The organism is Trinickia sp. (assembly GCF_035492435.1).
Classification (GTDB): domain Bacteria; phylum Pseudomonadota; class Gammaproteobacteria; order Burkholderiales; family Burkholderiaceae; genus Trinickia.
This window is the reverse complement of record NZ_DATJJF010000127.1, coordinates 1-12,819: the sequence shown is the minus strand read 5'-3', so window position 1 is coordinate 12,819 and position 12,819 is coordinate 1. Positions and strand designations below refer to the sequence as shown.

13 protein-coding genes are annotated in these 12,819 nt (G+C 62.0%); 9 read left to right on the top strand and 4 right to left on the bottom strand.

Annotated elements, in window-relative coordinates:
• Positions 1-6 precede the first annotated feature (6 nt).
• From VL598_RS09875 to VL598_RS09865, 3 genes are all read left to right on the top strand, one after another.
• Positions 7-1,074: a sulfate ABC transporter ATP-binding protein gene (locus VL598_RS09875; protein WP_325326531.1), complete on the top strand. Its 1,068-nt coding sequence runs from the start codon at positions 7-9 to the stop codon at positions 1,072-1,074.
• A gap of 112 nt (positions 1,075-1,186) precedes the next feature.
• Positions 1,187-2,113: a CysB family HTH-type transcriptional regulator gene (locus VL598_RS09870; protein ID WP_325326530.1), complete on the top strand. Its 927-nt coding sequence runs from the start codon at positions 1,187-1,189 to the stop codon at positions 2,111-2,113.
• 189 nt (positions 2,114-2,302) lie between these two features.
• Positions 2,303-3,331 carry an asparaginase gene (locus VL598_RS09865; RefSeq protein WP_325326529.1) on the top strand — a complete coding sequence of 343 codons (1,029 nt, stop codon included), beginning with the start codon at positions 2,303-2,305 and terminating at the stop codon, positions 3,329-3,331.
• A 378-nt stretch (positions 3,332-3,709) separates the two neighbouring features.
• On the opposite strand, the gene VL598_RS09860 is transcribed toward VL598_RS09865, so the two are convergent.
• From VL598_RS09860 to gcl, 3 genes are all read right to left on the bottom strand, one after another.
• Complete coding sequence (locus VL598_RS09860; protein ID WP_325326554.1) at positions 3,710-4,609, bottom strand: 2-hydroxy-3-oxopropionate reductase; 900 nt, start codon at positions 4,607-4,609, stop codon at positions 3,710-3,712.
• A 94-nt stretch (positions 4,610-4,703) separates the two neighbouring features.
• Positions 4,704-5,498 carry a hydroxypyruvate isomerase gene (hyi, locus tag VL598_RS09855; RefSeq protein WP_325326528.1) on the bottom strand — a complete coding sequence of 265 codons (795 nt, stop codon included), beginning with the start codon at positions 5,496-5,498 and terminating at the stop codon, positions 4,704-4,706.
• 94 nt (positions 5,499-5,592) lie between these two features.
• On the bottom strand, positions 5,593-7,368 hold the full coding sequence (gene gcl, locus VL598_RS09850) for a glyoxylate carboligase (RefSeq protein WP_325326527.1): 1,776 nt from the start codon (positions 7,366-7,368) through the stop codon (positions 5,593-5,595).
• Positions 7,369-7,553: 185 nt separating this feature from the next.
• Between gcl and VL598_RS09845 the strand changes: the two genes are divergently transcribed.
• The 6 genes from VL598_RS09845 (at position 7,554) to VL598_RS09820 (ending at position 11,721) form a co-directional block, all read left to right on the top strand.
• Positions 7,554-8,528 carry a LysR substrate-binding domain-containing protein gene (locus VL598_RS09845; RefSeq protein ID WP_325326526.1) on the top strand — a complete coding sequence of 325 codons (975 nt, stop codon included), beginning with the start codon at positions 7,554-7,556 and terminating at the stop codon, positions 8,526-8,528.
• A gap of 117 nt (positions 8,529-8,645) precedes the next feature.
• Positions 8,646-9,023 carry a 30S ribosomal protein S6 gene (rpsF, locus tag VL598_RS09840; RefSeq protein ID WP_325326525.1) on the top strand — a complete coding sequence of 126 codons (378 nt, stop codon included), beginning with the start codon at positions 8,646-8,648 and terminating at the stop codon, positions 9,021-9,023.
• Positions 9,024-9,074: 51 nt separating this feature from the next.
• Positions 9,075-9,374 carry a primosomal replication protein N gene (gene priB, locus VL598_RS09835; RefSeq protein ID WP_325326524.1) on the top strand — a complete coding sequence of 100 codons (300 nt, stop codon included), beginning with the start codon at positions 9,075-9,077 and terminating at the stop codon, positions 9,372-9,374.
• A 2-nt stretch (positions 9,375-9,376) separates the two neighbouring features.
• Positions 9,377-9,652 (top strand): 30S ribosomal protein S18, encoded by a 276-nt coding sequence (rpsR, locus tag VL598_RS09830; protein ID WP_325326523.1) that lies wholly within the window; start codon positions 9,377-9,379, stop codon positions 9,650-9,652.
• A gap of 27 nt (positions 9,653-9,679) precedes the next feature.
• The gene (rplI, locus tag VL598_RS09825; protein WP_325326522.1) at positions 9,680-10,132 is read left to right on the top strand and encodes a 50S ribosomal protein L9; all 453 of its coding nucleotides are present in this window, start codon (positions 9,680-9,682) and stop codon (positions 10,130-10,132) included.
• 200 nt (positions 10,133-10,332) lie between these two features.
• Positions 10,333-11,721 (top strand): replicative DNA helicase, encoded by a 1,389-nt coding sequence (locus VL598_RS09820; protein ID WP_325326521.1) that lies wholly within the window; start codon positions 10,333-10,335, stop codon positions 11,719-11,721.
• Between the two features lie 221 nt (positions 11,722-11,942).
• Here the strand turns inward: VL598_RS09820 and VL598_RS09815 are convergent, their stop codons facing one another.
• Positions 11,943-12,674: a C40 family peptidase gene (locus tag VL598_RS09815; protein ID WP_414718691.1), complete on the bottom strand. Its 732-nt coding sequence runs from the start codon at positions 12,672-12,674 to the stop codon at positions 11,943-11,945.
• Positions 12,675-12,819: the final 145 nt, after the last annotated feature.

Here is a 12,819-nt window from a genome sequence, read left to right as displayed (position 1 = left end):
TTCGGAATGGGCATCATCGTTCGCAACCTGCATAAGCGCTTCGGCGATTTCGTCGCGCTCGACGGCATTTCACTGGAATTCGAGCGTGGCGAGCTGGCCGCGCTCATCGGTCCGTCCGGCTGCGGCAAGACGACGCTTTTGCGCGTGATCGCCGGCCTCGAGACGGCCGACGAGGGCGAGATCGTCTTGAATGGCCGAGACGTGGGCGCGCTCGATGCGCGCGATCGGCAGGTCGGGTTCGTCTTTCAGCACTACGCGCTGTTTCGTCACATGACCGTGTTCGAGAACATAGCCTTCGGGCTGCGCGTCAAGCCGCGTCGGGAGCGGCCGTCGGAAGCCGCCATTCGTGCTCGGGTGCGCGAGCTGCTTGCGCTCGTGCAACTCGATCGGTTCGGCGAGCGCTATCCCGCCGAGCTATCGGGCGGGCAGCGCCAGCGCGTCGCGCTCGCGCGGGCACTTGCTGTGGAGCCGAGTGTGCTCTTGCTCGACGAGCCGTTCGGCGCCCTCGATGCGCAGGTTCGCAAGGAGTTGCGCGGCTGGCTACGGCGTCTGCACGACGAGTTGTCGATTTCGACGATCTTCGTCACGCACGACCAGGACGAGGCGCTCGACGTCGCTGACCGGATCGTTGTGCTCAACGACGGCCGCATCGAGCAATCCGGCCGCCCGCAAGAAGTCTATGAAGAGCCGCGCTCGCCGTTCGTCTATGCGTTTCTCGGTGCGGCAAATCGTGTGGCCGGTAGCATCGAAGCGCATGGGTTCGTGCCGGATGGTGCGAGCGCAGCGCTTCCCGCCGCGACGGCGCGCTTGGACGCGTCCTCGGGGCCGGCATTTGCGTATGTGCGCCCGCACGATCTGGAGTTGCACCCGCACGCGATCGCACGGCCCGATGGCGTGGCCGCCGATGTGCGACGCGTCATCGCGCGTGGTGCATCGGTGCGCGTGGAGCTCGCGGGCGAGGGCGGCCCGCTTGAGGCGGAGCTTGCGCGCGACGCGTGGCATGCACTGCGCCTCGTGGAAGGCGACCGCGTCACGGTTGTGCCGCGCGCGGCGCGGGTATTCGAGGCGCAATGACAGAAGCACACTTGGCAGCGAAAACAATCGGGCAGGGGCGAGCGTCAAACGTGTACCAGGCCATAACGAAGGTGCTGTCTAGGACGATGCGGTTCGACTTCAAGAGGCATTCATGAACTTCCAGCAGTTGCGCTACGTGCGTGAGGCGGTGCGCCGCAATTTGAACCTGACCGAAGTGGCTAACGTGCTTTTTGCCTCCCAGTCGGGGGTGTCGAAGCAGATCAAGGATCTCGAGGACGAGCTCGGCATCGATATCTTCGTGCGTCGCGGCAAGCGGCTCACCGGCTTGACCGAGCCGGGCAAGGCGGTGCACGGGCTCATCGAGCGCATGTTGCTGGACGCCGAGAATCTGCGCCGCGTCGCACGCCAATATGCGGACGAGGAGACGGGGCATCTCGTCGTTGCGACGACGCACACGCAGGCGCGCTATGCGTTGCCAAACGTCATCCGACAGTTCAAACAGGTCTTTCCGAAGGTCCATTTGGCGTTGCGTCAGGGCAGCCCGCGGCAGATTGCACAGATGGTGCTCGAAGGCGAGGCCGACATTGCGATGTCGACGGAAGGAATCGATCGCTATAGCGAGATCGTCACGTTCCCTTGCTATTCGTGGCATCACGTGGTCGTGGTGCCGAAGGGGCATCCGCTCGTCGATATTCAGAACGTGACGCTCGAGCACGTTGCGGACTATCCGATCATCACTTACGAGCGCGACATCACAGGTCGAGCCCATATCGACGAAGCGTTCGAAAAGTGCGGCAGGGCGCCTGACGTCGTTCTGACGGCCATCGATGCCGATGTCATCAAGACTTACGTCGAGCTGGGCATGGGCGTGGGCGTAGTCGCCGGCATGGCATACGATCCCAAACGTGACTCCGAGCTCGTGGCGCTCGATTCGCAGCATCTGTTTAAAGAGAGTACGACTCGCGTCGGGCTGCGCAAAGGCGCAATTTTGCGCTCCTACGCGTACCGCTTCATCGAGATGATCGCGCCGCAACTGGCGGGCACGGACATCACGGAACGTTTGCGTGAAGCGGCTTGAGTGGCCGATCGAGCGGTGCCAGCTCTTTGCGGTGGCTTTCGTTGATCACCCCCCATGGCTGCCGACGCGTAGCCTTCCGTGCTCGTCATCCGGACGGGAGGCGGGCGATCGGCGTATCGGGTGAAATCAGCCCAGCAAGCTATGCTGGCTACAAGAATCGCGTTGCCACGGCCATATACAATGGCGGCCATGAATACCACCTTTCTTTCCCCAGGTTCGACATCGGCCCCGTTGCCGCGCATCGCAGTCTTGGCGACGGGCGGGACGATTGCCGGCACGGCTAGCGATGCCGCGCAGACCGCCGGTTATCAAGCGGGTGTCGTGGGCGTCGAGCAGCTGATGGCGGCTGTACCGGCGGTGAGCGGTGTCGCGCGCATCGAGGCCGAGCAAATCGCGAGCATTGACAGCAAGGATCTCGATCCCCGGTTATGGACGGTGCTCTCGCAGCGCATCGAAGCGCTCGCGGCACGCGATGACATCAATGGCATCGTGGTGACCCATGGCACCGACACCCTCGAAGAAACGGCCTATTTGCTGCATCTCGTCGTCAAGACCTCGAAGCCCGTCGTGCTGACTGCAGCGATGCGGCCGGCCTCTGCGCTTTCGGCCGACGGGCCCATGAACCTGCTGGGCGCGGTGACGCTCGCTGCGACGCGAGCAGCATGGGGCCAGGGGGTGTTCGTCGCGTTCAACAACCGCATTCATAGCGCGCGCGACGTCGTCAAGACGAGCACCTACGCAGTGGATGCGTTCCAGTCGCCGGAGGTGGGCGCGCTAGGCTGGGTGCAAGATGGGCGCGTCGAGTTCCAGCGCGGTGTCGTGCGCCCGCATACGGGTGCTACGCCGTTTTCGGCGGCCCTCGGCTGGCCTGCGGTGGAAATCATCCCGAGCTACGCGGGGGTGTCGCGGATCGCCGTGGATGCGGCGATTGCGGCAGGCGTGCGCGGCATTGTGGTTGCGGGGACGGGTAACGGATCGATACACGGGACGCTACAAGTGGCACTCGCTGAAGCCGTCCAGCGGGGGATCTCGGTTGTCCGCGCGTCACGCGTCGGTTCAGGGCATGTGATACGCAACGGCGCTGCGCCCGACGATGCACTGGGCTTCGTCAGCGCGGGTACGCTCAACCCCTACAAGGCTCGCGTGCTGCTGATGTTGGCGTTGGCAGCGGGCATCAATGATCGCACGCTCTTGCAAGCGGCTTTCGATACGTATTGATGGCTGAGAAAGCGACAAGAAAGCTATGAGGGGCGCCGCAAGCTAGCGCGCGGCATCTCGATTAAAATGCAGTAATCCGACAGGCGGACACCCGACGACGACGTCTGACCGACCAAGGCTTCCCCGTCGTCGCCAGGTGCCGCTGCGGACCCCACGACGCCACTCTCAGCCCGAAAGCGGCGTTTTTGCCTCGCCCGATGCACGCATTGCCGGTCCCGGATCGGCAATGTGTGCGTTCGGGCAAGGCGCCCCACGAGACGGCCGCCAGCAGGGCCGGCGACCGAATTCCTGGCGCTGCGCTCTCTGTGCCTGCGAACAGCGTCGCAATACCTCGAGCGCAGCGTCATGCCGTCGCGCTATACGCGCGACCGTCTTGCTTTACTTGGCAACTTCGGCGTTAGCCATGATTTCCAGCGCACGGACGATGGCCGAGTGATCCCAGGCATTGCCGCCGTTTGCGGCGCAGACGCTGAAGAGCTGCTGCGCGCTGGCCGTATTCGGCAGGGCGATGTTGAGCTTGCGCGCGCCGTCGAGGGCGAGGTTCAGATCCTTGCGATGGAGCTCGATGCGGAAGCCCGGATTGAAGGTGCGCTTCGTCATGCGCTCGCCGTGCACTTCGAGTACACGCGAGTTTGCGAAGCCGCCCATCAGCGCTTTGCGCACGCGCTCCGGATCGGCGCCCGAGCGCGACGCGAACAGCAGCGCCTCGGCCACGGCTTCGATATTGAGCGCAACGATGATCTGGTTGGCGACCTTACAGGTCTGGCCCGCGCCGTTGTCACCGATGAGCGAGATGTTCTTGCCCATCAGCTCGAAAAGGGGCTTCGCCGTGTCGAACGCGGCTTCGGGGCCGCCGACCATGATCGTGAGCGTCGCCTCGCGTGCGCCGACCTCGCCACCCGAAACGGGCGCGTCGAGATAGTCGCAGCCAAGCTCGTTGATGCGCTTGGCGAAAGCTTGCGTCTCGATCGGGGAGATCGAGCTCATGTCGATGACGAGCTTGCCCTTCGAGAGACCCTTTGCCACGCCATCACCGGCGAAGAGCACGTTCTCGACGTCAGGCGTGTCGGGCACCATCAAGATGATGATTTCCGAAGCCGCGGCGACTGCCGCCGAATCGGCGACGACCGTTGCACTCTTGCTGAGGTCCTCGGGAACCGGGAATTTGCCGTTGACGACGAGCGTATGGCCGCCCTTTTGCAGGTTGCGTGCCATGTGCGAGCCCATGATGCCGAGCCCGATAAAGCCGATCTTTGCCATTTGAATAGTTTCCGTCAGTCTGGTTGCTGTTTCTTGATGGATCGGAGCTCGATTCGATGTCGAGCAGATCGAGCCGATCGAGCCAGTGCCCGATCGGCATCGGGTGCGCTACTTACGCCGCTGCCTTGCGGCCAGCGACGGTTTCGAGCCAGCCGAGCCCTTCAACCGTCGTTGTGCGCGGCTTGTATTCGCAACCGATATAGCCATCGTATCCGAGGTTGTCCAGCAGTGTGAACAGGAACGCGTAATTGATTTCGCCCGTGCCCGGCTCGTTACGGCCCGGATTGTCGGCAAGCTGGATGTGCGCGATGCGCGGCAGGATCGCCTTGATCGTGGCCCCGAGCTCGCCTTCCATCCTTTGCATGTGATAAATGTCGTACTGCAGGAAGACGTTGTCCGAGCCGACAGCGTCGAGCACGTCGAGCGTTTCCTTGGAGCGGTTCAGCGCAAAGCCCGGGATGTCATAGAAGTTGCAGGGCTCGACCAGCAACTTGATGCCCTCTTGCTTGAGCGCGGCGGCCGCGAAGCGCAGGTTCTCGACGATCGTCGAACGGGCTTTGTCGGCATCGACACCGGCCGGCCGAATGCCGACGAGGCAGTTCAGCTGCGGCACCTTCAGCGCCTTCGCATACTCGATGGCACGGCCTACGCCTTCCTGGAATTCGCCCACGCGATCCGGCAGGCAGGCAATGCCGCGCTCGCCCGCTTCCCAATTGCCGGCGGGCAGGTTGTGCAGCACGAGTTGCAGCTTGTTCGCTTCCAGGCGCTCGGCGAGCTCAGCCGGCGAGTAGGGGTAAGGGAACAGGAACTCGACGGCATCGAAGCCGGCGCGAGCCGCTGCGGCGAAGCGGTCGAGAAACGGCGCCTCGTTGAACAGCATCGTCAGGTTCGCTGCGAATTTCGGCATAGTGAAATCTCGTTGGTCGGTCAGTCAGTCAAAGATAAACGACAATTGGACGAACGTCGACCGGCTCGCTTTGAGCCGATCGACGTGTCGTCATTTACTGCAGCGCCGCAATGGCGGTCGGCGCATCTTCGATCGATTCCGCGAGCGGCTCGAATTCGTTGACCGCGTCGATTTCAAGACCCATCGCGATGTTCGTCACGCGCTCGAGGATGACCTCGACGACGACCGGTACCTTGAACTCGCTCGTCATCGCGCGCGCTTTTTCGAGCGTGGGCTTCAGGTCTTCCGGCTTGAACACTCGCAGCGCCTTGCAGCCCAGGCCTTCCGCAACCGCGACGTGGTCAACGCCATAGCCGTTCAGCTCAGGCGCGTTGATGTTCTCGAACGCCAGCTGCACGCAGTAGTCCATGTCGAACTGACGCTGTGCCTGGCGGATGAGGCCGAGGTACGAGTTGTTCACGACGACGTGCACGTACGGCAGGTTGAATTGTGCGCCGACCGCCAGCTCTTCGATCATGAACTGGAAGTCATAGTCGCCCGACAGCGCGACGATGGGGCGCTGCGGATCGGCTGCACGCACGCCGAGGGCGGCCGGGATGGTCCAGCCGAGCGGGCCTGCTTGGCCGCAGTTGATCCAGTTGCGCGCCTTGTAGACGTGCAGGAACTGCGCAGCGGCGATCTGCGAGAGACCGATCGTGCTGACGTAGCAGGTGTCGCGACCGAACACCTTGTTCATCTCTTCGTAGACGCGTTGCGGCTTGATCGGCACGTTGTCGAAGTGCGTCTTGCGATGCATCGTTTGCTTGCGCTCGAGGCACTCTGCGGCCCACGCGCTGCGATCCTTCAGGCGGCCTTGCGCCTTCCACTCGCGGGCGACTTCGACGAAGAGCTCCAGCGCCGCTTTCGCGTCGGAGACAATGCCGAGGTCAGGACCGAAGACACGCCCGATTTGCGTCGGCTCGATGTCGACGTGGACGAACTTGCGGCCCTTGGTGTAGACGTCGACGCTGCCCGTGTGGCGGTTTGCCCAACGGTTGCCGATGCCGAGCACGAAATCGGACGCGAGCATCGTCGTATTGCCGTAGCGGTGCGAGGTCTGGAGACCAACCATGCCTGCCATGAGCGGGTGATCGTCGGCGATCGTGCCCCAGCCCATCAGCGTCGGAACGACCGGCACGCCAAGCGTTTCGGCAAACTCGACGAGCAGGTCCTCGCCAGCAGCGTTGATCACGCCGCCACCCGACACGATGAGCGGACGCTCGGCATCGTTGAGCATCTTCAGCGCGGCTTCGATCTGGCCCCGCGTCGCGCGCGGCTTGTAGACCGGCAGCGGCTCATACGTATCGATATCGAACTCGATTTCGGCGAGCTGAACGTCGATCGGCAGATCGACCAGCACCGGGCCCGGACGGCCCGAGCGCATCAAATGGAACGCCTGCTGGAAGACGCGCGGCACGAGCGCCGGCTCGCGCACCGTCACCGCCCACTTGGTGACGGGCTTCGCAATCGACTCGATGTCGACGGCCTGGAAGTCTTCCTTGTAGAGCCGTGCACGCGGCGCTTGGCCGGTGATGGCGAGGATTGGAATGGAGTCCGCGGAGGCGGAGTAAAGGCCCGTGATCATGTCCGTGCCAGCGGGGCCCGATGTGCCGATACACACGCCGATGTTGCCCGGCGCTGCGCGGGTGTAACCTTCGGCCATGTGCGAGGCGCCCTCGACGTGACGTGCAAGGACGTGGCTGATGCTGCCGTTCTTTTTCAGGGCTGAGTAAAACGGGTTGATCGCGGCACCGGGTACGCCGAACGCCGTATCGATACCTTCTTTCTCCAAGACGAGCACAGCTGCGTCTACGGCTCTCATCTTCGGCATGAATATTCTCCTGGAAGCGGTGGATTCGTGAACGGCTACTGTAAAAGGGTTCCCAAGGTTTGATAAGATCCCAGGGGTCGGGTATTTCAATACAAAAAGTATGGAATGGCCGCCACCGCTGCCAGTCCTGCACGAAGACCGTGTGGTTGCAGCAGCAGGCGAAACGAGGGGGGATGGAGAGTACGATGGACCGCTTCAAGCAGATTGAAACATTCGTTCGAGTGGCTGACGCGGGTAGCCTCGCGGCGGCGGCGCTCGAGGAGGGCGTCTCGCCAGTCGTGCTTGGGCGGCGCATCGACGCGCTTGAAAAGCGCCTTGGCGTAAAGCTGATGTATCGGTCCACGCGGCGCCTCGTCGTCAGCGAAGAGGGGGGCGCCTTCCTCGAAAGATGTCGTGGAATGCTCGCCGACTGGGATCAGGCCGAAAACGAACTGGCGGCAGGGCGCCGCTCGGTCAGCGGACATTTGATCGTGTCGGCGCCCGCGGCGTTTGGACGCAAACACGTCGCGCCGCTCGCCCCGGCATTTTTGGTCGACAAGCCCGATTTGCGCATGTCTTTCAATTTGACCGATCGGGTTGTGGACCTCGTGCGCGAGGGATTCGATCTGTCGATTCGTATTGGCGGTGCTGTCGATCCCAGCTTCGTCGCAGTCAAGCTGGCGACGAACCGGCGCGTCGTTTGCGGCACGCCCGGCTACTTCGCGAAGTACGGCCGTCCGAAGTTTCTCGACGATCTGCCTCGGCACAACTGCCTTGCCTTCAACCTGCAAGGCGGACAGAACCGCGGCTGGAATTTTCGCCGCAACGGCAAACTCGTCAACGTGCGCGTGACGGGCACCCTCGATTGCAACGATGGCGAGCTGCTGCACCACTGGGTGTCGGAAGGGCTCGGGCTCGGCTGGCGCTCGACATGGGAGATCGACGAACAGCTGGCGCGCGGTGAGCTCGAAACGGTGCTCGACGAGTACGCGCTGCCCGACTACGACATCCTGGCCGTCTACCCGCAACAGCGGTACGTCCCGGCGAAAGTGCGCTATTTCATCGACTATTTGAAAGCAGCCTACGCGCGACCCGGCTATTGGGGCGACACCTCGCCCGTCCGGAATTGGCGGCCCGGCATGCCGGTGGATGCTGACAAGTCATTGAAAGTAAAGGCGTGAATGGTTGAGCCGCGGGCGCATTCTTGCGCATCGAGCGCGTCCGGGTTACAATTTCTGGCTTACCACCTTGCCGCACCGGTTCGACGCCCGGGTGGCTTCAATCCATAAGGAGCGCATATGCGTCATTACGAGATCGTTTTCATCGTGCATCCCGATCAAAGCGAGCAAGTGCCCGCGATGATCGAGCGTTACAAGTCCACGATTACCTCGCACGGCGGGCAGATTCACCGCATTGAAGATTGGGGCCGTCGCCAGCTGGCCTACATGATCGAGAAACTCGCGAAGGCTCACTACGTCTGCATGAACATCGAATGCGACCAGACAACGCTCGAAGAGCTTGAGCACGCATTCAAGTTCAACGACGCCGTTCTGCGTCACCTCATCGTCAAGATGAAGAAGGCCGAAACCGGTCCTTCGCCGATGATGAAGGAAGTGCAGCGCGAAGAAGCCAAGAAGGCAGCTGCTTCCTCGCAGCCGTCCGAAGCGCAGGCTTAACGGTATCAACGTTACAAGCCGCCAAGGTTTCGTAGGCTTTTTGTCGCTTCCGTGAACAGGCTACAACTTACGGCCAGTGTGATCGAGCGCGAACCGCTGCGCTTCACGCCAGCTGGCATGCCGATCGCAAGCTGCACGTTGCAGCATCGTACGGAAGTCGTCGAGGCCGGCATCGCCCGGCAAGTCGAGCTGACCATGCCGGCACTGGCTGCCGGCGCCGCGAGCGGCAAGCTTGAAAGCTGTGAGCTGGGCGTGGAAAGGCTCTTCACAGGCTTTCTGGCAAAAAAAAGCCGCAATGCGCGAACCTTGGTGTTTCACATCACAGAATTGCAGGATATTGGAAAGGACTAAACATGCCCCGCCCCGCTGGTAAAAAATTCGACAAGCGCCGTCAGCAACAAAACCCGCTTTTCAAGCGCAAGAAGTTTTGCCGTTTCACGGCAGCCGGTGTCGAGTCCATCGACTACAAGGACATCGAAACGCTGAAGGATTTCATTGGCGTAAACGGCAAGATCACGCCGGCTCGTCTGACGGGTACCAAGGCCCACTATCAACGCCAGCTCGACTCGGCAATCAAGCGCGCACGTTTCCTCGCGCTGGTGCCGTACACCGATCTGCACAAGGCCTAATCAGACGACGCTATAAGGAGAATCCGAATGCAAATCATTTTGTTGGAAAAAGTCGTCAACGTGGGCAACCTCGGCGACGTCGTGAAGGTGAAGGACGGCTACGCCCGTAACTTTTTGATCCCGAGGAAGCTCGCTCGCCGTGCCACGAAGGACGCGATTGCGGAATTCGAAGTGCGCCGCGCAGAGCTCGAGAAGGCCGCAGCTGAAAAGTTCGCCGCAGCCCAAGCGCTGGGTGAAAAGATGGCGGGTCTCACGATCCAGATCGCACAGAAGGCCGGTGTCGACGGTCGTCTCTTCGGTTCGGTCACGAACGCTGACGTTGCTGTGACGTTGACGAAAGAAGGCTTCGGCGTTGAGAAAGCGCAAGTGCGCATGCCGCAAGGCCCGCTCAAGATGGTCGGCGATCACGCCGTTCAGGTCTCGTTGCACACGGACGTTACCGTTGACGTAACGGTGTCCGTGCTCGGCGAGCACGCTTAAGCGTTAGGCTTTATCGCGATTGAGACGAGGTGTGCGTCATTGCGTTGAACTGGCGCATGGCTAGACCGAGTCACATAGCGCAGAGAAGCAGGGGCCGCGTACGGCTTCTGTTTTCTCGAACAAAAGGGCAGCTTTCGGCTGCCCTTTTTTGTCTTCCGTCTCTTGGCGAACGGCCAGTCAGTTCGCGATAATGCCTCTCCATGAACGCATCGCTCCAAGACCCCCAAGTTGAGTCGCTAAAAGTACCGCCGCATTCGATCGAAGCCGAGCAATCGGTGTTGGGCGGGCTGCTCCTCGACAATGCCGCGTGGGATCGCATTGCGGATTTTCTCTCGCAAAGCGACTTCTATCGCTTCGATCACCGACTCATCTATGAGCATATCGGCCGGCTCATCGCGGCGACGCGACCGGCCGACGTCGTGACCGTCTACGAGTCGCTCGTCAGCTCCGGCAAAGCCGATGACGTCGGCGGCCTCGCTTACCTCAACGCGCTCGCGCAGAACACCCCGAGCGCGGCGAACATCCGGCGCTATGCCGAGATCGTGCGGGACCGCGCGGTATTGCGGCGGCTTGTGTCGGTTGCCGATGAAATCGCGTCCGAAGCGTTCAATCCGCAGGGCAAGGAGGTCCGGCAACTGCTCGATGAGGCCGAATCGAAGGTCTTTTCGATTGCGGAAGACGGCGCGCGTGGCACGCAAGGGTTCCTTGAGATCGGGCCGTTGCTCACGCAGGTTGTCGAGCGTATCGATACGCTCTACCACACGGCGAATCCGAGCGATGTTACCGGTACTCCCACGGGGTTCGTCGATCTCGACCGCATGACGTCGGGCATGCACGGTGGTGAACTCATCATTGTGGCAGGGCGCCCGTCAATGGGTAAAACCGCCTTTTCGATGAACATCGGCGAATATGTGGCCGTTGAGTATGGGCTGCCGGTGGCCGTCTTTTCGATGGAAATGCCGGGCACGCAGCTCACCATGCGGATGCTCGGCTCAGTGGGGCGCCTCGATCAGCATCGGATGCGCACGGGCAGGCTCACGGACGACGATTGGCCGAAGCTCACCCATGCCGTGCAGAAAATGAGCGAGGCTCAGCTTTTCATCGATGAAACGGGCGGCCTCAATCCTATGGAGCTGCGCTCGCGGGCGCGCCGGCTGGCACGCCAGTGCGGCAAGCTTGGCCTCATCATCATCGACTATCTGCAGTTGATGTCGGGCAGTTCTCAAGGTGAAAACCGGGCGACCGAAATCTCCGAGATCTCTCGTTCGCTGAAAGGCCTCGCAAAGGAGCTCGATGTACCAGTGATCGCACTGTCGCAGCTGAACCGGAGCCTGGAGCAGCGGCCGAACAAGCGCCCGGTGATGTCGGATCTGCGCGAGTCGGGCGCCATCGAGCAGGATGCCGACGTGATCCTCTTCATCTATCGTGACGAGGTCTACAATCCCGACAGCCCCGACAAAGGGACGGCCGAAATCATTATCGGCAAGCAGCGTAACGGGCCGATCGGCCCCGTCCGGCTGACGTTCCTCGGGCAGTACACCAAATTCGACAACTTCGCGGGCCCACAGAACTTTTTCGGCGGGGAGTAAGCGCGCGCCGTGCAGCTCCGGCGGCCGAGGCGATTATCTCGTCGAACTCGTTTGCTGTTGGGGGTGATCGAAAAGCCGGCCGTACGCTCGTGTTCCGCGAAGATGATTGCGGTTGTTGGAAAACTGCTTTGCGCGTAGTCGCGAGCGCAGCTTTCGTGGCCTTCCGCTGCCTTCGATCAGATCGTGTGCAGCAGAACCTCGCGGCACGCAGCCAGCCGTTGCTATTGCTGGGCAAAGCGGGCGATTGGGTCGTCCTGCGTTGCTGTCGGAGCCGGTTGGGCGCTTAGCGCTTCGTTGGAGACCCGCGTGATCTCAGCGTTAGTGGCCGCCGCAGGAGCGGGGGGCGCCGGCTCGGCCGGTATCTCGCGAGGTGCCGCCAGATACGTCGGTCCATCGAAGGGTGGTGTCGGTTGATCGAGCGGCGGCGCAACACGCCGAATGCCGTCGAATCGTCTTGCCCAATAGGGGTTCGTCAAATAATCAAGCCGCACCGTGCCGCCTGTAGACGGCGCATTGATGAAACGCAGGTTGCCCACATAGATGCCGACGTGTGAATGCGAGCGGCCAGTCGTATTAAAGAAGACGAGGTCGCCCGTTGCGATCTCGTCGGGCTCGATCACTTGCCCGCGCCGGCTCATGTCAGCGGTCGTGCGGGGCAGCTTGACGTCAGCAGCCCGTGCGAGGACGTACTGAACGAGGCCACTGCAGTCGAAGCCGCTTGCCGGTGTATTGCCGGCCCAGCGATACGGTACGCCGACGAGGCTCATGGCTTCGATCGAAATTTCCTCGCGGCCGATGCTATGGTCGACGAAGTTGGGCAGCCCAGAGGGTCTCGGCCTCGTCGCTTCGACTTCCGCGTGCTCGCCCGTGCCCAAGTGCGAGTACTGCGGCGGCGCGCTAGAGCACGCAGCAAGCAACAACACGATCAGCAGAAGGAACCAGAGGCGGCGCATAAACTAACGGAAAGGCAAGGGCGAACGCGCGTCCGCTCTTTCGTGGTTTGACTGACAAATGAGCCGTTTAGAGCGATGGTAGCCTCAGAGGCGGGGCGCTCGCAAGAATTCTTGAGAAATGACTTGAAGTTTGCGGGCGACGCCC